Annotated in this window: 18 protein-coding genes and 1 tRNA gene; 16 read left to right on the forward strand and 3 right to left on the reverse strand. The window is 65.0% G+C overall.

Annotated features, from left to right (window positions below; all coding sequences use genetic code 11):
* The first annotated feature begins 38 nt into the window (after positions 1 to 38).
* The 3 genes from SIL87_RS09210 (at position 39) to SIL87_RS09220 (ending at position 1039) form a co-directional block, all read left to right on the forward strand.
* The gene (locus SIL87_RS09210; protein WP_456304836.1) at positions 39 to 536 is read left to right on the forward strand and encodes a peptidylprolyl isomerase; all 498 of its coding nucleotides are present in this window, start codon (positions 39 to 41) and stop codon (positions 534 to 536) included.
* Between the two features lie 139 nt (positions 537 to 675).
* Positions 676 to 751: transfer RNA gene (locus SIL87_RS09215), tRNA-Lys, on the forward strand.
* A gap of 93 nt (positions 752 to 844) precedes the next feature.
* Positions 845 to 1039 (forward strand): hypothetical protein, encoded by a 195-nt coding sequence (locus SIL87_RS09220; RefSeq protein WP_319613880.1) that lies wholly within the window; start codon positions 845 to 847, stop codon positions 1037 to 1039.
* Positions 1040 to 1055: 16 nt separating this feature from the next.
* Here SIL87_RS09220 and SIL87_RS09225 read toward each other — a convergent pair whose 3' ends face one another.
* Entirely contained in the window at positions 1056 to 1787 is a 732-nt protein-coding gene (locus SIL87_RS09225) for an HAD family hydrolase (protein WP_319613881.1), read from the reverse strand.
* Positions 1788 to 1791: 4 nt separating this feature from the next.
* Positions 1792 to 3042: an NRAMP family divalent metal transporter gene (locus tag SIL87_RS09230; protein WP_319613882.1), complete on the reverse strand. Its 1251-nt coding sequence runs from the start codon at positions 3040 to 3042 to the stop codon at positions 1792 to 1794.
* Between the two features lie 127 nt (positions 3043 to 3169).
* Here SIL87_RS09230 and cysS point away from each other — a divergent pair, with 127 nt between their 5' ends.
* The 11 genes from cysS to SIL87_RS09285 all read left to right on the forward strand — a co-directional run bounded on the left by cysS (position 3170) and on the right by SIL87_RS09285 (position 18281).
* The gene (gene cysS / locus SIL87_RS09235) at positions 3170 to 4522 is read left to right on the forward strand and encodes a cysteine--tRNA ligase (RefSeq protein WP_319613883.1); all 1353 of its coding nucleotides are present in this window, start codon (positions 3170 to 3172) and stop codon (positions 4520 to 4522) included.
* Positions 4523 to 4526: 4 nt separating this feature from the next.
* A complete protein-coding gene (locus SIL87_RS09240; RefSeq protein WP_319613884.1) occupies positions 4527 to 5321 on the forward strand; it encodes an RNA methyltransferase in 795 nt (264 codons plus the stop codon).
* Entirely contained in the window at positions 5311 to 5943 is a 633-nt protein-coding gene (locus SIL87_RS09245; RefSeq protein ID WP_319613886.1) for a class I SAM-dependent methyltransferase, read from the forward strand. Before SIL87_RS09240 ends, SIL87_RS09245 begins: the two co-directional genes overlap by 11 nt.
* A gap of 34 nt (positions 5944 to 5977) precedes the next feature.
* Complete coding sequence (locus SIL87_RS09250; RefSeq protein WP_319613887.1) at positions 5978 to 7372, forward strand: aspartate ammonia-lyase; 1395 nt, start codon at positions 5978 to 5980, stop codon at positions 7370 to 7372.
* Positions 7369 to 8226, forward strand: a complete 858-nt coding sequence (locus SIL87_RS09255) for a glycosyltransferase family 2 protein (protein WP_319613888.1) — start codon at positions 7369 to 7371, stop codon at positions 8224 to 8226. The genes SIL87_RS09250 and SIL87_RS09255 overlap by 4 nt, the downstream gene beginning before the upstream one ends.
* Positions 8227 to 8229: 3 nt before the next feature.
* On the forward strand, positions 8230 to 8970 hold the full coding sequence (gene hutC, locus SIL87_RS09260) for a histidine utilization repressor (RefSeq protein WP_319613889.1): 741 nt from the start codon (positions 8230 to 8232) through the stop codon (positions 8968 to 8970).
* Between the two features lie 381 nt (positions 8971 to 9351).
* Positions 9352 to 12087 carry an Rne/Rng family ribonuclease gene (locus tag SIL87_RS09265; RefSeq protein ID WP_319613890.1) on the forward strand — a complete coding sequence of 912 codons (2736 nt, stop codon included), beginning with the start codon at positions 9352 to 9354 and terminating at the stop codon, positions 12085 to 12087.
* A gap of 139 nt (positions 12088 to 12226) precedes the next feature.
* Positions 12227 to 16738 (forward strand): Hint domain-containing protein, encoded by a 4512-nt coding sequence (locus tag SIL87_RS09270; RefSeq protein WP_319613891.1) that lies wholly within the window; start codon positions 12227 to 12229, stop codon positions 16736 to 16738.
* A gap of 36 nt (positions 16739 to 16774) precedes the next feature.
* Complete coding sequence (locus SIL87_RS09275) at positions 16775 to 17176, forward strand: DUF4345 domain-containing protein (protein ID WP_319613892.1); 402 nt, start codon at positions 16775 to 16777, stop codon at positions 17174 to 17176.
* A gap of 169 nt (positions 17177 to 17345) precedes the next feature.
* Positions 17346 to 17960, forward strand: coding sequence for a 30S ribosomal protein S4 (rpsD, locus tag SIL87_RS09280; RefSeq protein WP_029311030.1), 615 nt, complete (start codon positions 17346 to 17348; stop codon positions 17958 to 17960).
* Between the two features lie 135 nt (positions 17961 to 18095).
* Positions 18096 to 18281 carry a hypothetical protein gene (locus tag SIL87_RS09285; protein ID WP_319613893.1) on the forward strand — a complete coding sequence of 62 codons (186 nt, stop codon included), beginning with the start codon at positions 18096 to 18098 and terminating at the stop codon, positions 18279 to 18281.
* 4 nt (positions 18282 to 18285) lie between these two features.
* Here the strand turns inward: SIL87_RS09285 and panB are convergent, their stop codons facing one another.
* Positions 18286 to 19086 carry a 3-methyl-2-oxobutanoate hydroxymethyltransferase gene (gene panB, locus SIL87_RS09290; RefSeq protein ID WP_319613894.1) on the reverse strand — a complete coding sequence of 267 codons (801 nt, stop codon included), beginning with the start codon at positions 19084 to 19086 and terminating at the stop codon, positions 18286 to 18288.
* Positions 19087 to 19363: 277 nt separating this feature from the next.
* Between panB and SIL87_RS09295 the strand changes: the two genes are divergently transcribed.
* Positions 19364 to 20515, forward strand: a complete 1152-nt coding sequence (locus tag SIL87_RS09295; protein ID WP_319613895.1) for an amidohydrolase — start codon at positions 19364 to 19366, stop codon at positions 20513 to 20515.
* Positions 20512 to 21636, forward strand: coding sequence for a class I SAM-dependent methyltransferase (locus tag SIL87_RS09300; protein WP_319613896.1), 1125 nt, complete (start codon positions 20512 to 20514; stop codon positions 21634 to 21636). Before SIL87_RS09295 ends, SIL87_RS09300 begins: the two co-directional genes overlap by 4 nt.
* Positions 21637 to 21652 lie beyond the last annotated feature (16 nt).

Here is a 21652-nt window from a genome sequence, read left to right on the forward strand (position 1 = left end):
TTGCCGCCACGGCGGCTTCCCCCCTCGCTGGAGTTTTCATGTCCGATACCGCCACTGCCGCACCCGCCGATCTGGCCAACACGATTTATATGACCCTGCCGTTCGGCCGCGTCACCATTGTGCTCCGCCCCGATCTGGCACCCAAGACCTGCACCCAGATCAAGACCCTGACCGGGCGTGGATTTTATAATGGATGCGAGTTCTTTCGCGTGATCGCGGGCTTCATGGCGCAGACCGGCGACCCGACCAACACCGGCACCGGCGGCAGCGATCTGCCGAACGTTCCCGCCGAGTTCACCACCAAGGCGAGCTTTCTCACGGGCGCCCTCGGCATGGCCCGCGCCAACGACCCCAACAGCGGCAACAGCCAGTTCTTCATCTGCTTCGATCCCGCCACGTTCCTCGATGACAAATACACCCTGTTCGGTCAGGTCACCGAGGGCATGGAGTACGTCAATCAGATCAAGAAGGGCCACGGGCAGAGCGGTCGTGTGACCGATCCGACCAAGATCATCAAGATGGAACTCGCCGCCTGATCTGATCGGGAATCGTAAAGCCCTGCCGGCTTCATGGCCGCCTTGCGCCGATAATCCGCGCAGGGCGGCCCTTGGTGGGCAAGCCGGGGTTGACGAAAGCCGCGCGATCTAGTCTTAGCGTGGCATCCTGTTTTGGTGAGAGCCTGTAGCTCAGCTGGTAGAGCACGAGACTTTTAATCTTGGGGTCGAGGGTTCGATTCCCTCCGGGCTCACCAAACTTCCGGAAGTGTCAGCGTGGCTATATTCGTGGCGCTTTTGGTCAGGCAACGATCCTTCGATCGGCGTGGACCGCGAATCCGGAGCCAATCGTGACGATCGGTATAATTTTTCGTAGTCTCATCGCCTTGATGATGCTGGTCACGTTGATCCGCATGTTGATTGCGATGCCGCGAAAAGAAATCGCTGCCCGGATGGCGGAGAATCCGGGACTTTCTGCGATCGCGGCGATTCTGCTGATTTTCGCGCTGATGATCGGTGTTCTGGCGATCGCCAATTCGGGGTAGCGCCTCGCCGCTTTCTCTACCGCCGCATCGTCTCCAGCATGGCCAGTGTGACCATTCCGCCTTCCACCGCTGCATTCGGGGTCTCATGATCGCCGAGATGATCGACGATCCGCAAGGCTGCCGAAAAATCCTGGCCATCGGTGTAGGGGCTGACCGTGATGATGCAGTCCAGCCCCGCCGCGCGGGCTGACTCAAGCCCGTTGCGGGAATCCTCGATCGCGAGGCACTCTTCCGGCGCGAGGCCCAGCCGTTCCAGCGCGAGGGTGTAGACATCGGGGGCCGGCTTCTTGCGGGCGACTTCGTCACCGGCGGCGATCGCGTCGAACCAGGAGACCGCATCCGGTGCGAAGGCCGATTGGAGCAGCGCGTCGATGTTGGGGCGGCTCGTGGTGGTTGCGATCGCGCATTTGACCCCGGCCTCGCGCGCCTCGTGGATCAGCCGCAGAATGCCCGGCCGGGGTGCCAGCGCGCCTTCGGCCATGCGGGATGTGTAGATCGCAGTTTTGCGCTCATGGATCTGCCTGATCCGCTCGGGTGCGAGATCTACGCTTTGATAGAAGGAGTCGATATAATATCTGATCCGTTCCTTGCCGCCGGTTACCGCCAGCAGGTCGCGGTACATGGCGCGATCCCACTCCCAATCGAGCCCGACCTCGGCAAAGGTGGCGTTGAAGCTGATCCGGTGGAGTTCCTCGGTTTCGGCGAGGGTTCCGTCGACGTCGAAAATCAGGGCGCGCAGTTTCATCATGCAATCAGAATATCCCGGCTCCTGAAATACCGCCATAGACCCCGAGGCCCGCAGTCAGCGTTGCCAGAAACAGAGTGAGCCAGAGATACCATCCCCGCAGGCGGATATGCGCGGGCAAGGCGCGCACCGCGAGGGCGATCAGGAAGCCCAGCACCAGCGGCAGGAGTAGCGCGTTCATTACCTCGACCGCGATGTTGAGGAAAACGAGGTTGGGTACCAGAGCGACCAGCAAGGCGCCCGCGATAAGGCAGAACGCATAGACTCCGTAGAACCATTTGGCCTGCAACGGGTGGTCTTCGAGCGAGCGGCGATAGCCGGCGACCTCGCCGAGCCCCCAGGCCAGCGCGAGGGAGGCGACGATGGCGGCGATCAGGGCCGCTCCCAGCACGCCGATGCCGAATACCAGATTCCCCACCGTCTTGCCGAGGAAGGGGGTCAGCGCGTGGGCGATGTCACCCACGCTGTTCAGGCTCGCCTGATGGTTTTTGGCGCCGATCGTTGCCGCAGCGGCGACCAGCACGGCGGCCATCACCAATTGCGTCACCACTGCGCCGATCGCGGTATCCCAGCGGGCGTAGCGGAAATCGGCCGGGATGAGTTTTTTGTCCGCGACCGCCGATTGCTGATAGAAAATCATCCACGGCATGATCACCGCGCCGATGTTGGCCGCCACGAGATAGAGGTAGTTGGCGTTGCCGAGCGCCGGGTTGAGCGCCTGCGCCGCCATTTCATGGAGGCTCGGATGGGCGAGATAGGCGATCGCGAAGAACACGAATTCGAACAGGCCGAGTGCGATCGCGATGCGTTCGACCCGCCGGTATGATCCGGTCAGCGCGATGATCAGCAGGAAAATCGCTGCCAGCCCGACCGAAACGCCGCGCGGCACGCCATAGAGTTCACCGACCCCGGCGACGCCGGAAAACTCGGTGAGCAGCGCGCCGATCGCGGCGACCGTCAGCCCCGCCGCCGAAAGCCAGGCCCAACTGGCACCGAAGGTCTCGCGGATCAACTCGCCGTGGCCCTTGCCGGTGAAAATGCCCAGCCGCACGGTCAGTTCCTGGACCACGTAGAGGATCGGCATCAGAATGAATTGCAGCAGCAGCAGCCGGTAGCCCCAGGCGACGCCGGATTGTGCGGCGGTAATGACGGACCCGACATCGGTATCCGCCAGCATGACCACGAGCCCGGGTCCGAACACCGCGAGAAACGGCAGGCGCGAGCGGCGGCGCACGGGCGCGGTGGTTGTTTCTGACATGCATTCCTCCGGCATTATATGAGAATGAGAACCATTCTCATATGGTGACGGAATTGATACCGGACCGGTTTGGTCCTGTCAATCGAGGATGGTTGACTTCCCTGAAGCCGGGTAGGACATCCGCGCCATGCTACAAATCAAGCTGCACAATACCAGAACCCGTCGTCGCGAGGTGTTTGCCCCGCTCGATCCCGAACATGTGAAGATCTATGTGTGCGGGCCGACGGTGTACGACCGCGCCCATATCGGCAATGCCCGTGCGGTCGTGGTGTTCGATGTTCTGGTTCGGTTGCTGCGGCTTGTGTACCCGCGCGTGACCTATGTGCGGAACATCACCGACATCGATGACAAGATCAACGCCCGCGCCCGCGAGAGCGGGGAGTCCATCGGGGCCATCACCGCCCGCACCGCCGAATGGTTTCACAACGACATGGCCGCGCTGTATGCCCTGCCACCCGACATCGAACCCCGCGCGACCGGGAGCATTCCCGAGATCATCGCGATGGTGGAACGGCTGATCGCGGGGGGTCATGCCTATGCCGCCGAAGGCCACGTGCTGTTCGCGGTTGCCTCCGACCCCGATTATGGCAAGTTTTCGGGGCGCTCGACCGATGAGTTGCTGGCGGGTGCGCGGGTCGATGTCGCCGCTTACAAACGCGATCCCGGCGATTTCGTGCTGTGGAAACCCTCGCCGGATGATCTGCCGGGGTGGGACAGCCCGTGGGGACGGGGGCGGCCCGGTTGGCACATCGAATGCTCGGCGATGATCCATCAGCATCTCGGCGAGACCATCGACATTCACGGCGGCGGCACCGATCTGATCTTTCCGCACCATGAGAACGAGATTGCCCAATCGTGCTGCGCGTTTCCCGGTTCGGAATTTTCGCGGGTCTGGATGCATAATGCGATGCTTCAGGTCGACGGCGAGAAAATGTCGAAATCGCTCGGCAATTTCAGGACCGTGCAGGATGTGCTGGCCATCGCGCCGGGTGAGGCGGTGCGGTTTCTGCTGTTGAAAACCCATTATCGCGGCGTGCTGGATTTCACCGATGCCGCGCTGGCCGACGCGAAGCGCGAATTGGACCGGTTTTATCGCGCTTTAGAGGCGCATCCAAAGGCTACTGAAGCAATGGAGCCCCCTCCAGCGTTCGTTGATGTCTTGGTGGACGACGTTAATACGCCGGGGGCGATTGCCGTAATGCATATGCTCGCTGATGGTGCCATGAAAGGTGATTCGGGCAGAGCGTCGGAACTTTACGCAGCGGGCAAATTGTTGGGGTTATTTAATCAGTCTGCAGATCACTGGTTTCGCGGTGGTATTGACCAGAACCGCCTTGATCAACTTTTAAACGAGCGAATGCTTGCCAAATATCGCAAAGATTATGTGACCGCTGACCGTATAAGGAGCGAAATCGAGAGCATGGGGTTGATCGTCGAGGATTTTGCTGGGGGCACGGGCACTGCGGTCCGGAAGCGTTGACCCGATGACCGCCCGCGACGAAGGAGCCGATCTCCGCCCGATCGATCCCTCGCCGGTCGTCGTGCTGATCCGCCCGCAACTTGCCGAGAATATCGGCTCGGTTGCCCGCGCCATGGGCAATGGCGGGTTGTTTCACCTCCGCCTGGTCGCTCCGCGCGACGGCTGGCCGCAGGATCGGGCGATGCGGACCGCCTCCGGGGCCTATCGCATCCTCGAAGCCGCCACCGTGCATGAGAGCGTGGCCGATGCCGTGGCCGACCTCCATCGCGTGTTCGCGACCTGCCCACGGCCACGCCACATCGTCAAACCCCTGCTCACCGCGCGCGGTGCCGCCGCCGAGCTTCGCGAGATCGGCAATCGCGGTCTGCGCATGGGTCTTCTGTTCGGCCCGGAACGCGCCGGGCTCGACAATGACGATATCGCCCATGCCGACAGCCTGATCCGCTACCCGCTCAACCCGGATTTCATGTCCCTCAACCTCGCCCAGGCGGTGATGGTGATGGCGCATGAATGGTGGATGGCGTGCGATGAGACCCCGGCGCGCGACATGATCACCCATAAGACCCATGTCGCGACCAAGGGCGAACTCGAAAACTTCCTCACCCACCTGATCGCCGAATGCGATGCGTCGGGCTTTCTGCGCAATGCGCCGAAGCGCCCCGGCATGGTGCGCAACCTGCGGCATTTTTTCCAGCGTGGCGAAGTGACCGAACAGGAACTGCGCACCCTGCACGGGGTGATCACCGAACTTGCCCATAGCCGCCACCAGCCTTCGCCGGAGCCCGAACATGGCGAGTGACCCCACCCCAGCCGGGCGGCGCGATCACTGGAACGCCGCCTATACCCGCAATCCGCCCGACCGGGTCAGCTGGTTCGAAGCCGAGCCCACAACGTCGCTCGACCTCGTCGAGACCTGCTCTCTCGCGCCTGACGCCCCGATCATCGACATCGGCGGCGGGGCCTCGCGACTGACGGAAGCTTTGTACGCGCGGGGGTATCGCGATCTTTCGATCCTCGATATCTCGCGGATCGCGCTCGATGAGGCCGCGCGCTCCCTGCCGGCCACGGTCACGCTGATCGAGGCCGACATCACCGCATGGCAACCGCAAAAGCACTATGCGCTCTGGCACGATCGGGCCGTGTTCCATTTCCTGACCGATCCGCAGGACCGCGCGTCCTACCTCGCCACGCTGCGCCGCGCGGTGATGCCCCACGGACATGTGATCCTCGCGACCTTCGCGCCCGACGGGCCGGAGCGTTGCAGCGGCTTGCCGGTGGTGCGTTACGACGCCGATCGTATGGCTGAATTGCTGGCACCGGACTTCACCCTGATCGCCCGACGCGCCCATACCCACAACACGCCCGGTGGCGCGGCGCAGCGTTTCATCTATGCTCATCTGCAACGAACCGGACCGGGCTGAACGATACCTTCAACGGGGACACACGATGCCAAGAATGGATCACGACAGTCTCGGGCCGATCGAAGTGCCGGACGACGTCTACTGGGGCGCCTCCACCGCCCGCGCCTTGCGCAATTTCCCGATCTCGGAACTCACCATCGGCCAGCATCACCATCTGCTCGTCGCGTTCGCGATGGTGAAAACCGCTGCCGCCCGTGCCAATGCGCGTCTCGGCAAGCTCGATCCCGCGATTGCGGAGGCGATCGACAAGGCGGGGCGTGAAATCATCGAGGGCAAATGGCACGACCAGTTTCCGGTGGATGTCATTCAGGGCGGGGCAGGGACCTCGACCAACATGAACATGAACGAGGTGCTGGCCAACCGCGCCTCGGAACTGCTCGGCGGGGTGCGCGGCGATTTCCGGGTCCACCCGAACGATCACGTCAACATGTCGCAATCGACCAACGACGCCTATCCCACCGCGGTCCGCCTTGCCGTGCTGCTCGGCAAGGATGCGCTGAGTGCCCGGCTCGATCAGCTGGCGACCTCGTTCGAGCGCAAATCGGGCGAATTCGCCGATGTGATCAAGCTGGGCCGCACCGAGATGCAGGATGCGGTGCCGATGACGCTGGGCCAGGAATTCGGCGCGTTCGCCTCCACCATCCGCGAAGACATCCAGCGGCTCGACGAAGCGGCCAGGCTGCTCACCGAGATCAATCTCGGCGGCACGGCGATCGGCACCCGGATCAACGCCGATCCTGCCTATGGGCCGTTCGCGATCGATTCGCTCGCGCATCTCAGTGGTATCCCCTTCGTGCAGTCGGCCAACCTGCTCGAAGCCAGCTGGGACATGGGCGGGTTCATCATGTTTTCCGCCGTGCTCAAGCGCATCGCCACCAAGCTCTCGAAAATCGCCAACGATCTGCGCCTGCTCTCCTCGGGTCCGCGCGGCGGGTTCGGCGAGATCAGCCTGCCTGCGCTGCAACCCGGCTCCTCGATCATGCCCGGCAAGGTCAATCCGGTCATTCCGGAAATGATCACGATCGTCTGCTATCAGGTGATCGGCCATGACGTCGCGATCACTCTCGCGGCCGAGGCCGGGCAGTTGCAGCTCAACGCCTTCGAGCCGCTGATCGCCCATAACACGCTCGACTCGATGAAAATGATCCGCAATGCGGTGGAGGTTTTCGCGACCCTCTGCGTCGATGGCATTCAGGCAAATCCGGCGAACTGTCTGAAACATCTTGAAGCCAGCACCGCGACCGTGACTGCTCTGGTCCCTTATATCGGTTACGAGCGCGCCTCCGCCCTCGCGAAAATCGCGCTTGCCACCGGGCGGACCGTGCGCGAACTCGCCGCCGAGGCGCTCCCGGGGGCCGATCTCGACCGGATTCTCGATGCCCGCAATCTGGTCGGCGAGGTCGTGCGCACCCAGAGCGCGCTGACGTGAAACCTCTTGCCATCATCTGCAAATTCTACAACGAGGCGGGGTATCTGCCGATCTGGCTGGCACATTACCGCCGTCAGGTCGGGCTCGAAAACTGCTACTTGCTCGATCACGGCAGCGACGATGGCTCGCAGGGCGAAACCGGCGGGGCCAATGTGGTCCGCCTGCTGCGCTCGCCGCAGGACGACAACCACCATCTCGATCTCATCCGCCGGTTCGCGCGGAGCCTGCTCGGGCGGTACCGCTATGTCCTGCATGTCGATATCGACGAGCTGGTGGTCGCCGATCCGGCGCATTACCCCGATCTCGCCCATTATGCCGCCGCGTGCCGGCACGATGTCGTTTCGATGATCGGGCTCGAACTCCAGCATGTCGAGGAGGAACCGGGGCTCGATCCGCACCGCCCGGTTCTGGCGCAACGACGCTACGTGTGGTTCGATAGCGCCATGTGCAAACCCGCTCTGACCAACCGCAGGCTCGACTGGTCGCCCGGATTTCATTGCATGCCGGATGCAGCGCCGTTCGATGACCTTTATTTGTTCCATCTGCGCTACGCCGATCGCGATATCGGGCTTAGGCGGCTGCAGCGGTCCCGGGCGCAACCGTGGTCGCATCCCGATCAGGCGCGCCATCAGCGGATGGGCGATGCGGATTGGCTTGCCCTCCTCGCGGGGTTCGGGGACGCATCGCGGATCGGCGAAACCCGTGCCGAGCGGCATGATCCAGTAGTTGCGGCGCATCTTGAACGGGTGACGGCGAGCCGGGCCGGTCGCGAGTCGCAGGATTACCGGATCGACCTCGGCATTCACAGCGCGGAGCTCTGGCGGGTGCCCGAGCGTTTCGCGGCCCTCTTCTGATCGATGGCCGATAGCGAGGACGATTCCGGTGCTCCGGCGCGCCTGCCGCTCTACCAGCAGGTCAAGAACGACCTCGTCCGCCGCATCGCCGCCGGGGTCTGGGGTGCGGAAGGACGGTTGCCGTCGGAGCACGAACTCACCGCTGCATTCGGGGTTTCGCGCATGACCGTACATCGCGCCCTGCGCGAGCTGTCGGCGGAGGGGATCGTCTCGCGGATCCAGGGGGTCGGCACCTTCGCCTGCGCGGTGCGGCCGCGGCAGGAGTTTCTGCATGTTCATGACATTGCCGAGGACATCACCGCCCGTGGCCATCGCCACCGGTTGCGGCTGATCACCCTCGAATCGGTGCGCGCTTCGGCAGCGCAGGCGATGGGGTTCGACCTGCGGGCCGGGGCCAAGATTTTTCACTCGGTGGTGCTGCATTTCGAGGACGATGTGCCGGTTCAGCTCGAAGACCGGCTGGTGTCGCCGAAATTCGCGCCCGATTACCTCGATGCCGACTTCACCAGTGAAACGACCGCGCGCTACCTCCTGCGGATCGGCCCGGCCACCGAGGTCGAGCACACCGCTTTTGCCGCCACGCCGGACGCCGATATCCGCGCACTGCTCGAATTAGGCCCGACCGACGATCCCGCCTGCCTGATCCTGTGGCGGCGGACCTGGAGCCATGGCGTTCCGGCGACGCAGAGCCAGTTCGTCCATCCCGGCACGCGTTACAGCCTCGGCAGCCGCTCCACCGTCTGATCCGGGCGGCGACACTTGCGCGAACGTCGCAATTGCGTCATTGAATAAAGCTATCAACGGGTTCGGCGCAGAGCTTCAGTTCGAACGACGCTTCCCCTTGATCATTTCCTTCTATCCACGCCGTATTTTCAGCAGGATAGGTCCACCGCCACCCAGGGTTGCGCCGATCGTTCGGCGTCCCCCCACGAGATAAGGACCGATGCACGCGTCTTTTGTCGCATTCACACCCAGCAATGCCCCGCGCGAGGGGTTTGCCGCGACGAGCGCTCCGGCCCTTGACCATGAATGACCAAGCCATAATTCGCTTCACACACAATCACCCGCGCCTGCACGCTGGCGACCTTTCGGTCCCGCCGCCGGCGCGCAGGAGTTTTTTCGTCGATGACCAAAACAATGCTGATCGATGCCAGCCACGCGGAAGAAACCCGCGTGGTGGTGCTGGATAACAACCGCCTCGATGATTTCGATATCGAGACCGCCGATAAAAAACAGATCAAGGGCAATATCTATCTTGCCAAGGTGATCCGGGTCGAACCCAGCCTGCAGGCCGCTTTTGTCGAGTACGGCGGCAACCGCCACGGCTTTCTGGCCTTTGCGGAAATCCATCCCGATTATTATCAGATCCCGGTCGCGGACCGCCAGAAGCTGCTGGCGATGGAGGCTGAGGAAGCCCGTCGCCGCGTCGAGGCCGAGGATGCCGAGGACAATGACGGTCCGGCTCAGGCTTTGGCGGCGCGTCGCCCGGCGAGTGTTTCTGAAATCGCGATCGGGGATGCGCCACCTCCTTCTGATCAGAACGGGGCCGATCCGGTAGGGATCGACGGCGATATCGAGGCGGAGCGGGTGGGTTATGACACTGCGGACCGGATCGATGATCACGCCGAACCCGAGCGGGTCTCCGGCGCGGCTGCCGAAATCGAGGCCGAACTCGCCAGCAACGGGCCGCCGCCCGAGGATCTGACCGATGCAGCCCCCGCTGCCCCGCCCGAACAGGTTGGCGGAACCGATGACGGGGCGGACGAAGCGCGCGAGCGGCGGCGGATGCGCGCTCTGCGCTCCTATAAGATCCAGGAGGTCATCCATCGCCGCCAGATCATTCTGATTCAGGTCGTCAAGGAGGAACGCGGCTCCAAAGGGGCGGCGCTGACGACCTATATTTCGCTCGCCGGACGCTTCTCGGTGCTGATGCCCAATTCGCCGAACGGCGGCGGCGTGTCGCGCAAGATTACCTCGGTCGCGGATCGCCGCCGCCTCAAGGAGGTGATGACCGAGCTCGATATTCCGGATGGCATGGGCATGATCGTCCGCACCGCCGGGGCCGCGCGGCCCAAGCCGGAAATCAAGCGCGACTGCGAATATCTGCTGCGCCTGTGGGATGATATACGCGAGAAGACCCTTGCTTCGATCGCTCCTGCTCTGGTCTATGAGGAAGCGACGCTGATCAAGCGCACCATTCGCGATGTCTATACCCGCGATATCGACACGGTGCTGGTCGAGGGCGAGGAGGGTTACCGGACCGCGCGCGACTTCATGCGGATGCTGATGCCTGCCGCGGTCAAGAAAGTCATTCCGTGGAATGATCGCCAGCCGCTCTATGCCAAATACCAGGTCGAGCAGATGCTCGATCAGATGTTCCAGCCCACGGTGCAGTTGCGTTCCGGCGGGTATCTCGTGATCAACCAGACCGAGGCGCTGGTCGCGATCGACGTCAACTCGGGGCGTGCCACCCGCGAGCGCAATATCGAGGACACCGCACTTCGCACCAATATGGAAGCTGCCGAGGAAGTCGCCCGCCAGCTCCGCCTGCGCGACCTCGCCGGGTTGATCGTGATCGACTTCATCGACATGGAGGTTCGCCGCAACAACGCGATGGTCGAGCGCAAGCTCAAGGACGCGCTGAAAAACGATCGTGCGCGCATTCAGGTCGGCAGCATCAGCCATTTCGGACTGATGGAAATGAGCCGCCAGCGCCTGCGCCCCTCGATTTCCGAGACCATGCTGATCCCGTGCCCGCATTGCGCGGGGGTTGGCCATATTCGCAGCACGGCGAGCACGGCGCTCGCGGTTCTCCGCGCGATCGAGGACGAGGCCGCCCGCCAGGCCGCCGAGATTTCGGTGCATCTCGCCCCGGAGGTGGCTCTCTATATATTCAACCACAAGCGCGCCCAGCTCGCCGCCACCGAGGCCCGGTTCGACATGACCGTGCATTTCGTGGCCGACGGGCAGGTCCCCGCCGAGTTCAAGGTTGAGAAACTCCGGACCCAGACGAGCCCCCGCCCGATCGAAACCACCCCTGACCGCGCCATCGCGCCCCCCGCGTTCGACGGCGATGATACGGCGGAGGCGGATGAGGATGTCGAGACTGAAACCGGGAGCGGTGAACGCAACGTCAGCATGACCGGCGAGCAGAAGACGGCGGAGGAGGCCGAACGGGGCCGCCGTCGCCGTCGCCGTCGCCGCCGTGGCGGCCGTCGCGACGATGTCGCTCCGGCAGCCGACGCCGAACAGCCCGATCTTGCGGAACTGCCGGCGGAATTTGCCGCCCGCCTCGGCCAGCCGGTCGCCGACCGCATCGAGGCTGACGCGACGATCGACGACGAGCGGGTCCAAATCTCCGAGCCTGTGGCGGATGTCGCAATACCGGACGTGGCGTCTCCCGCAGTCGAGCCGGTCAGCGAACCGGCCGAACCACTGCTGCTCGACCCGAACGCGGAGACCGAGCAGGGCGACCGGCCCAAGCGTCGCGCGCCGCGCCGTCGCCGTGCCGCCACGCCGGGCGAGGCGCCCGCACCCGCGCCGGTGCTGCCGGTCTTCACCGATATTGCGGATATTTTCGAGGCGGCCGAACAGGCGGAAGCCAAGGTGGTCAAGCCACGGCGCCCCTCGCGGGCTAAAGCCGCGCAGGCCGTTCCTGAGTCTGTCAGTCCAGAACCCGAACCGCAGCGGTCGCCGCCGGAGCAGCCGCCCGCACCGGCACCGGAACCCGAGCCGGCACCCGCCCCGGTCAAGGAACCGGAACCCGCGCCGGAACCGGTCAAAGCCGTGATACAACCCGTGGTGATCGGGGCGGATGAACCGGTCGCGGCCCCCAAGCGCGGCTGGTGGAAGCGCGCCTGAGACGCCTTTTCTGAATCTTTCCATGACCGGCCAAGGAGCGTCGCCGATCGACGCGACCCTGGCCGGTCATCACGCAACCGCCTCTTGAACAACCTTTGGTTGATCTGTACGCTCCGGGTTTCACTGCGCCGGAGTCGCCATGAGTTCGACATTGCAGATCATCGGTCCGGCCGCCATCGACCTGATCGACGGGCTGACCCTCTCATCGCTCAATCTTTTGCCCCCCGGCGGACTTGCGCTCATTGATGGCAACACGAGCGCAAGCATCAGCATCACCCTGACAAGTTCGATCGCGCTTGCCGCGAGCAGCAGCGGCGGTGCAACCATCATCGACGGCGGTGGTGGCCTCACCCTCAGCGGCAGTCTCGCCGAGATCAACGCCGGTCTCGCCAGCCTGACGTTCAGCCCGACCGCAACGGGCAGCGCCATCCTCGGTGTCACCGCGACCGACGGCAGTGCGAGCGCGACCACGGCAATCGCGGTCGATGTCCTGCCCGACAATCCCCCGGCCTTCATCACCCCGCCGACCAGCCTCGCGCTCGCCTCGGGTATTGCCACACCGCTCGGGCTCACCCTCGCGGATGATCCTGCCAGCGCGCTCGGCCAGATCGGCGCATCACCGGAAACCCTGACGGTCACGCTCGACGCCACTGCCGGTATCCTTCTGCTCGACCCCGCTGCGGCTCCGGGTATTGGCATTACCGGCAATGCGACCGACGCGATCACCCTGTCCGCGACCAGTGCCCAATTCGCGGCACTTGGCGCCGCGATCGGCGCGGTTACCCTCGATTCCGCCACCGGCGGCGTCCTGCAATACGTCGCTCGCCAGACGGGCGGCCCGTTGCCGATCACCGATACCTCGGGCAGTCTCAGCTACAGCACCACCGGCAGTCTCGCGACCAGCCAGGCCAGTTTCACCGCGACCAGCGGCGCCTGGCAGACCGCTGCCGCGTGGTCCGACGGGCAGAGCCCGGCCCTCGGCACCGGCGTGACCATTGCCAGCGCCACCATCACCGGCCAGGGTGTCGCGCAGAGCCTAATCCTCACCGGGACCGCCGATCTCGAAGCTGCGATCGGGATTGCCGGGAATACGTCCCTCGACACGGCGAGCGCCCTGCGTCTGGGGTCGGCCTATCTCGATATCGGCGGCAATTTGATCCTGACCGGCGCCAGCCTGTTCGTGGGCGCGAGCGCCACGCTTGGCGCCGGTAACGTCACCCTCGGCGCCGGTGCGGCGCTGACCGATTTCGGGACCATGACGATCGCGGGACTCGACGCCATCGGCACCGCCCTGCTGCCGGGGGGCGCGACGCTTGCGGGCCCGATCGGCATCGCCGCCGGGGGCCTGATCGACTTCGCCGGCACGTTGCAGGCCGATTCCGCCGCGACCAGTCTCGGGATCACCGCCCTGTCGCTGGCGACCAATGCCACTTTGGCCGGGGCCGGCACGCTGATTGCCGGCAATTTCAGCATTTCGGAGAATATCGTCGGCCCCGGCACGGTCATCGCCCTGGGTCCGTCGCCGTTCGAGGTTCTGGCCGGAAGCGTCGGCGGTGGCGCGCAATTCATCGTTGACCCCGGCGCCTCGCTCGAATTCGGCGCGGTTCCCTCGCTTTACGGCGTGTTCAACCCGACCCCGATCACGGTGGGGAACGACGCCACGATCAGTTTCGCCCCCGGTGCCTCGAACGGGCAGGACACCACCACCTACGCCAGCACGCTCGGCGAACAGGGTGGCGTGCTGGTGCTCGACAATCCCGAGAGCTTCGCCGGCACCATTCTCGGCTTCCTGCCGGGCGACCGGATCGACCTGTCCACCCTCACCAGCCTGTCGATTTTCAACATCACGGCAAATTCCTTCGAGGTCGAAGGGGCGGTGATCGGCAACACCGCCAGCAGCGAAATCGTCACGCTCCATGCGAGTCTTGCTGCGGGCCTTTCGCCGCAGGTCGAGACCGATCAGGCCGGCAATCAGGTCATCGGCCTGCGCGCTGACACCGCCGCCCTCACGCTGAACGATACCGCCGCCGGCAGCGCGATCATCGATGCGGTCAATGGGGTCGCCACGCCGATCGAAGGTCTCGGCCTGATCGTGCCGGGCAATGGCAGTGCCGGGCTGGTCCTGACCATCAGCGCCAGCCACGGCGCGCTCAGCGACGGCGGTGCGGCCACCAGCGCGCTCACTTTGTCCGCCGCCACCGCGCTCGGCCTCAATGGCGAACTCGGCACGCTCGCCTACACCGCGCCTGCGACCGGCAGCGGCGATGTTTTGAATTTTACCGGCGGCACCGGGCTTGCGGGATTAAGTGCGGCCATTGCGGTCGATCTCGCCCCTGCCGCCACGCTCGATTTCACCGCGGCGAGCGGGGCCCGGTTCGATGCCGGCAATTCGTGGTCCGCCGGCATCGGTCCCGCTGCCGGCAACATCGCGAGCTTCGCGAGCCATGCCGGTGCGCCGCTGCTGGTGATCGGCCCAGGTGTTGCGAGCGAAGCCTCGATCGCGGGCGGCTACGATTTTACCGGCGAATTCGATCTTGCCGGCACCGCAGGGACCGCGCTGGCGATCGACCATGGCGGATTCGCCCTGTTCGACGCCGATGCGGTCGTTACCCTCGGGGGCGCTGCCGTTATCGGTGATACCAGCGGCAGCGGCACGCTGGGGATTGCCGGCACCGTCTACGCGCTGGGCAACCTCATTGCGGGCGGCAATGCCGCTGCCGCGTCCAGCCTGATCGACATCACCGGCAGCCTCCTGCTCGGCCAGACCCTCGATCTCGGTGCGGAGGGCAACGCCACGCTCGATCTCGCGGGCGATGCCGGATTCGCCGCCGCCACGCTCGGGGGTGCCGCCGCCGGGTTGATCCGCGCCGGGGGCACCGCCACGCTCAGACTCGGTACGCTCGATCTCGTCGCGGGAACCATCGCGCTGAATGGCGCTGCCCAGGCGATCATCGATGCCGCCACCATCGCCAGCGGTGTCATTACCCTGTCGGGCAGCGCCGCGCTCGAAACCCCCTTTGGTATCGACTTCGCGGGAGGCACCTTGGCGATCGGCGGTCAGGCCAGCCAGACGCTCGGCGGTGGCACGATCACCATCGCCGCCGCCGCCAGCCTCGACCTCGCGGGCACGCTTACCGCCGACTCTCTGGACCAATCCGGCCAGGCTACCCTGACGGGCGGGGCCGCGACCATTCTGAGTGCGGCCAGTCTCGCCGCCGGCGCCATGCTCGATCTCGCCGCCGGTACTCTCGCCGCTGGCAGCCTCACCATCGCGACGACCGCGACGATCGCGGGCAATGGCATCATCGGTGCCATCCCGACCGGTGTCGGTCTGATCTCGCTGGTCGCGAACGGTGTGCTCGAAGCCAGCGGCGGTACGCTCGATCTCGGTGCCGCCCTGACCGGCAACGCCACCATCGCCACCGGCGCCACGCTCGATCTCGCGGGTTCGGAGAGCGGCGGGACGATCAGCTTCGCCGGCGGGGCCGGAATGCTGGTGATCGGCAATGTCGCCGCCCTGCAGGATGCGGTCGCGGGTTTTGCCGCGGGCGATGCGGTCGATCTGATCGGCATCGCTCCCTCGCTGGTCAGCGTATCGGGCAACATTGTGAGCATCGCCCAGCCCTCGGAGGAATTCGCGCTCGATGGGGGAACGCCGACCATCGCCGCCGACGGGACCGGTGGAACCCTGCTCACGGTCGGCGGGGCGATGCCGTGCTTCACCCGCGGCACCAGCCTGCTTACCCCGAACGGCTACCGCGCGGTCGAAACCCTCCGCCCCGGCGATGCGCTGGTCACGAGCGACGGCATTCCGCGTGCGATCCGCTGGATCGGCTGGCGCACGATTGACCTTGCGCGCGATCCCGCCGCGCACCTGCTTCGCCCGGTGGTCGTCGCTCCCGGTGCTTTCGGCCCGGGCCGTCCGCGCCGACCTCTCGCGGTCTCGCCGCTTCACGCTATCCTTGGTGCCGGTGCGCTGGTCCCGGCGATCCTGCTGGTCAACAACGCGACCATCACCCGCGATGACACCGGTTTCGCGGTGACCTATTACCATGTCGAACTCGACCGTCACACGATCGTCTTCGCCGAAGGGCTGCAGACCGAAACCTATCGCGACAATGGCAATCGCGACCGCTTCCTCGAACATCTCGGCACACCCGGCGCACCGATGCCCTCATGCGCTCCGCTCATCCTCGGCGGGGTCGAACTCCGCGCCGCCCGCGCTGCCCTGCACCGCCGTGCCACCGCGCTCGGGCATAAAATCGTGCATGGCCCGGTGGCCGAAGCGATCCTGCCCTCGATGCCGCGCCGCATCGCCCCGCGCCGCCATGGACAGCGCCTGATCTTCGATCTGCCCCATCCCGCCACGCGCCTCACCCTGCGCTGCCGCACCGGCATGGCGAGCGATACCGATCCGGCCTCGGAAGATCGCCGCGCGCTTGGCCTCTGCGCCGGTACGCTCCGTGCCGATGGCCGCAAAATCGCGAACTGGGCAGGGCAGGGGTGGCATCCTCGTGCGCCGGGCGACCGGGGCCTCTGGAGTACCGATCGCGCCGAACTGACCCTGCCGCGCGCCGCCACCAGCATCAGCCTCGAATTGCTCGGCAGCGTCCCGCGCTGGGTCCGCGATCGGGCCGACCTGTCGATCTGAGCTTGTTTCGGCCCGGGGTCGGCGTATCTGCAAGCGATGACCAAACTCACCCGCCGCAACCTGCAGATCGCCATCGCTATCGCGGGCATCGTTCCCGTGGGCGCGGGCCTCGGCGGTATTCTGCTCGGGCCGGGCTTCGTCGGGGAACCCAATGCCTTGCCGGACATCACCAGCATGTTCGCTTATTTGTCCGGCCTGCTCCTCGCGATCGGCCTGATTTTTTACGCCAGCATCCCGCATATCGAGCACCATACCAACCGCATCCGGTTGCTGACGCTCATCGTGTTCATCGGCGGCCTGTCCCGTCTCGCCAGCGTGTTCCTCCACGGCAGCCCCGGTGGCACCATGTGGTTCGGCATGGTGATGGAACTGCTGGTCACCCCCTTCATCTGCTGGTGGCAGTCGCGCATCGCGATCGTTCCGGTGCCCGCGATTTGACTTTCCGGGCCACCCTGCCTAATCCCCGATCATTGCTGGGAACGTGGACGCATCCCCCATTTAGGTGGCGGTCGGTGTGGGCCCGTTTTGTCGCGCCTGCGGGCGGGGCGAAACCTACCGGTGCAACATGAGGCGAAATCTCGCCCGCTAACGAAGGAGTCCGGCGCGCATGACCAAGCGTACCGAAAGCAAGTACAAGATCAACCGCCGCCTCGGCGTCAATCTCTGGGGCCGCGCCAAATCCCCGATCAACAAGCGCGATTACGGTCCCGGCCAGCACGGTCAGCGCCGCAAGAAGCCGTCGGATTTCGGCGTGCAGCTGATGGCCAAGCAGAAACTGCGCGGCTATTACGGCAATATCGGCGAAAAGCAGTTCTACAAATACTATGAGGAAGCCGTGCGCCGCCGGGGCGATACCTCGGAAAACCTTATCGAATTGCTGGAGCGTCGGCTCGATGCCGTGATCTACCGGATGAAATTCGCGATCACCCCCTTCGCCGCCCGCCAGTTCGTCAGCCACGGCCACGTTCTGGTCAACGGCAAGCGCGTGAATATCGCCTCCTATCAGGTCCGCGATGACGACACGATCGAAGTGCGCGAAAAATCCAAGCAACTCGCCGTCGTGCTCGATGCTACCCAGAGCGCCGAACGCGACGTGCCGGAATACATGGAAGTCGATCACCGCGCGATGAAGGGCCGCTTCACCCGCGCCCCGAAACTCGCCGACGTGCCCTATCCGGTCCAGATGGAACCGAATCTGGTCGTCGAATTCTACTCGCGCTGAACGAACAGGACCGGAGGAGCAGCCGCCCTCCGGTCGATTTCGCTCATTCCACCGCTCCCGCGCCGGTCCTGCCATTGCCAAACCGGCCAATCATGTGAATATCGCTCCCGAATACCGCGCAATCGGGAGGCAGCCATGCAAGAAAACGATATGAACCGGAATACGAGGGCCGGGCAGCGGAGCGGCACCGTCGTCATGCTGGTGATCGGCGCGATCCTCGCGGCCACTCTTTCCGGCTGCGGCATCTTCGGTGCGGGACCTACCGCGTCGAAAACCTATATCGAAATTCCCCAGAATACCGGGCCGACCGCGCCCGGCTGATCCGCTATTGCGGGAACCGCCGCGCGCGCACGTCGGTGGCGTAGGTTTCGATCGCCTCGCGCACGAGGCGCGATCCATCGAGGTAGGTTCGTGCGAAACCAGGCACGTAGCCGCTGGTCAGCCCCAGAACGTCGTGCAGCACCAGAATTTGCGCATCGGTCCCGCCGCCCGCTCCGATCCCGACAGTCGGCACCGGCACCGCCCGCGTGATCTCCGCCGCCAGATCGGCGGGGATCGCTTCCATCAGGACCATGCGCGCTCCTGCCTCGGCAAGGTCGACAGCATCCGTCCGCAGCCGCGCCGCCGCATCGGCGGTCTTGCCCTGCTTGCGGAACCCGCCGAACTGGCGAACATGCTGCGGCGTCAGCCCGATATGAGCGCAGACCGGCACCGCCCGCGCGCTCAGAAACCCCACCGTCTCGACCATCGCCGCCCCGCCTTCGAGCTTGACGATATCGGCGCCGGCCTTGAGCAATAATGTCGCACTATCAAACGCTTTTGACGGTGAGCTCTCAAACGACCCGAACGGCAGATCGGCCATGATCAGACACTCCGGCGCCGCGCGCGCGACGATCTCGGTATGGTAGATCATCTGCTCCAGACTCACGCGCAGGGTATCCTCATGGCCCTGAACGGTCATTCCCAGAGAATCGCCGATCAGAATACCATCGATCCCCGCCTCGCTCGCCAGCCGGGCGAACGGATAGTCGTAGGCCGTGATCAGGGCGCGCACCCGACCGTCGCGCTTGGCGCGATCCCACGCGGCGATCGATTTCCGGTCCGGCTTCGGCACTGGCTTATCCATATTTGCGTTTCCCGTGAGGCGAGGCGGTCAAAGGCTTTAACGTCGGTCTTACGCCGGCACCCGGTTCCGGGCGACTATTTTTTCCGCATCCCCGGTGATCTTTTGCAGCGTGCCGTTCGCCTTGGGCCATCGTGGTGCCGTGATTTCGCGTGGCCCTGGCTTGGGGAGGCGCTGGATTGGTGGGCTCGACCACTGTGAACAACGAGCCCACTTCGACAACCCCTTGCCGAGCCGCGAACCGGGGGCTTATCCTTATATCTCAACGACAGGTGCCCGCATGCCCGACTCCCTTGCCGACCGCATTGCTCCGCTTCTCACCGAATGGCGTCATCACCTTCATCGTCATCCCGAACTCTCACTCCACGAGAAGCAAACCGCGTCCTTCGTCTGTGCGAGGCTCGGTGAACTCGGCATCCCGTTCGAAAGCGATATCGGCGGCCACGGGGTGGTGGCGACGCTGCGGCGCGGCGGCAATCGCAGCGTCGGGCTTCGTGCGGACATGGATGCGCTGCCGATCGCCGAGGCCACCAACCTGCCTTATGCCTCGCAAAATCCCGGCGTGATGCACGCGTGCGGGCACGATGGCCACACCGCCTCCCTGCTCGGTGCGGCCCTGCTGTTGCGGGATGATCCCTCATGGTCCGGCACCGTCCATTTCGTGTTTCAGCCCGCCGAGGAAGGCTATGGCGGCGCGCGGGCGATGATGGAGGACGGGTTGTTCTCGCGCTTTCCGATGGAGCGGATCTTCGGCTACCATAACTGGCCCGGCCTCGATGCCGGCACGGTGATGATCCATGACGGCCCGATGATGGCGCAGGGCGAACGGCTCGGCATCACCATTCACGGTCACGGGGGCCACGCCGCCATGCCCCATCTCACCGCCGATCCGGTGGTTGCGGCTGGTCACGTCATCGTCGCGTTGCAATCGATCGTGGCGCGCAGCATCAACCCGCTCGATGCTGCTGTGGTTTCACTCTGCATCCTGCAGGGCGCCGAAGCCGAAAATCAAATCCCCGAAACCGTCACCATGCGCGGCACCTTCCGCGCCCTGATCCCGGCCGTGTTCGACCGGGTCGCCGAACGCATCCGCGAGGTCGCGACCGGGACGGCCGCGGCGCTGGGTTGCCAGGCCGAGGTCACGTTCGAACGCACCGTCGCTGCGACCATCAACCACGCCGACGAGGCCGCTCTCGGCCGCAGTGTCGCGGCGGCGCTGGGCATGCCGGTCCGCACCGATCTGCCGCCGACCATGGCGAGCGAGGATTTCGGCTGGTACCTTCGCGAAATTCCCGGCGCCTATGCCTGGATCGGCAACGGCCCCGCCGCATCGGGGGCTTTCCTGCATAACCAGAACTACGATTTCAACGACGCCATCCTGCCCCGTGCCGCCACCTACCTCGCCGGCATCGCGAAAGCCGCGATAGGGTGAGCGCCGCGACCCTGCCATTCGCCACCCGCCAGCGTCTCGCCCGCCAACTGGCCGGTGACGATCAGCCGCCAGCGGAGCCCGCCGATCTGATCGTGCCTGCCGATCAGATCGGTCTGATCGCGAGCCATTGGCCCGGCATTTCCGAGGCGCTCTGGCTGCGGGCCGGCGGCTCTGATGCCGCGCATCTCACCGAAGCGATGCAGCACGCGATTCCCCGCCTCAAGCTCGATTTCACCCCGTTCCGGATCATCGAGATCGGCGCCGGTTGCGGCTATCGCAGTGTCGCCCTCGCGCACGCGTTTCCAGGTGCGACCATTGCGAGCGTCGAACCTTTTCCGGCCAATGCCCGGCTTCACGCGCTCAATACCTTGCCCTGGCGGCGCATCATCGGGCTGCGGACCGCAATCACCGCTCACCCCACCCGCTTTACCGCCATCGCGGATCCTGCAACCGGTATCCCGGCCCTGCGGCCCGACCCCCGGGGCGGCATCGGCAGCATGTCGCTTTCCGATCTCCACCGCCTGCTCGGCTGGGACCATGCCGACCTTCTGCTGATCGATCAGCGCGTCTGCCCGGACCTCGACGATCCCGACATCACCGCTGGCTTTGCCGGCACCCGTCTCGTCGCCCTGCGCCGTACCGGCGAAAACACCGAAACCATCATCCGCCACGATGTCCCCTCCGCTGCCCATGGCCATCCCCGCCCCGTTTTCGATCTCGGCGGTCCGCCGATGAAAATGGCACGCCACAATATCGCCCCCGACGCCTGGGCTTTCTTCCCGATCGGCGACACCGGGTTTCGCCTGCACCCCAATCCCCATGGCCAGCAACCGCCCCGGCTCGTTCTCCACATTACCCTCGCCGGCGAACGCCAACTCGAAACGCAGCTTCGGGTCAACCACGAAGCGGCGAACCCCGTCCGGTTCCGTATCACCGTCACCTGCGAGACCGGCATCATCGCTACCGGTGAAACCATCCTCCCCGCCAACTCCCAGCAAATGGTGAAAGTCGATCTACCCCCCATCAATGCGCCGGCGACAGTCGAATTCAGCACCGAAATGGCGCACGCCCAGTCCAACGGCTTCGCATGGGCCGAAGTGCTGGGGTCGGGCATTAGATGACGGGTGAGGGGTAGAA

It is taken from the genome of Acidiphilium acidophilum (assembly GCF_033842475.1).
Taxonomy (GTDB): Bacteria; Pseudomonadota; Alphaproteobacteria; order Acetobacterales; family Acetobacteraceae; genus Acidiphilium; species Acidiphilium acidophilum.

What these genes read in the sequence shown, in the direction of transcription:
- SIL87_RS09285 (WP_319613893.1), top strand. Translation starts at nt 18,096, where the DNA reads ATGCAAGAAAACGATATGAACCGGAATACGAGGGCCGGGCAGCGGAGC.
- SIL87_RS09265 (WP_319613890.1), top strand. Translation starts at nt 9,352, where the DNA reads ATGACCAAAACAATGCTGATCGATGCCAGCCACGCGGAAGAAACCCGC.
- panB (WP_319613894.1), bottom strand. Translation starts at nt 19,086, where the DNA reads ATGGATAAGCCAGTGCCGAAGCCGGACCGGAAATCGATCGCCGCGTGG.
- hutC (WP_319613889.1), top strand. Translation starts at nt 8,230, where the DNA reads ATGGCCGATAGCGAGGACGATTCCGGTGCTCCGGCGCGCCTGCCGCTC.
- SIL87_RS09275 (WP_319613892.1), top strand. Translation starts at nt 16,775, where the DNA reads ATGACCAAACTCACCCGCCGCAACCTGCAGATCGCCATCGCTATCGCG.
- SIL87_RS09210 (WP_456304836.1), top strand. Translation starts at nt 39, where the DNA reads ATGTCCGATACCGCCACTGCCGCACCCGCCGATCTGGCCAACACGATT.
- rpsD (WP_029311030.1), top strand. Translation starts at nt 17,346, where the DNA reads ATGACCAAGCGTACCGAAAGCAAGTACAAGATCAACCGCCGCCTCGGC.
- SIL87_RS09250 (WP_319613887.1), top strand. Translation starts at nt 5,978, where the DNA reads ATGGATCACGACAGTCTCGGGCCGATCGAAGTGCCGGACGACGTCTAC.
- SIL87_RS09295 (WP_319613895.1), top strand. Translation starts at nt 19,364, where the DNA reads ATGCCCGACTCCCTTGCCGACCGCATTGCTCCGCTTCTCACCGAATGG.
- SIL87_RS09225 (WP_319613881.1), bottom strand. Translation starts at nt 1,787, where the DNA reads ATGATGAAACTGCGCGCCCTGATTTTCGACGTCGACGGAACCCTCGCC.
- cysS (WP_319613883.1), top strand. Translation starts at nt 3,170, where the DNA reads ATGCTACAAATCAAGCTGCACAATACCAGAACCCGTCGTCGCGAGGTG.
- SIL87_RS09240 (WP_319613884.1), top strand. Translation starts at nt 4,527, where the DNA reads ATGACCGCCCGCGACGAAGGAGCCGATCTCCGCCCGATCGATCCCTCG.
- SIL87_RS09270 (WP_319613891.1), top strand. Translation starts at nt 12,227, where the DNA reads ATGAGTTCGACATTGCAGATCATCGGTCCGGCCGCCATCGACCTGATC.
- SIL87_RS09245 (WP_319613886.1), top strand. Translation starts at nt 5,311, where the DNA reads ATGGCGAGTGACCCCACCCCAGCCGGGCGGCGCGATCACTGGAACGCC.
- SIL87_RS09230 (WP_319613882.1), bottom strand. Translation starts at nt 3,042, where the DNA reads ATGTCAGAAACAACCACCGCGCCCGTGCGCCGCCGCTCGCGCCTGCCG.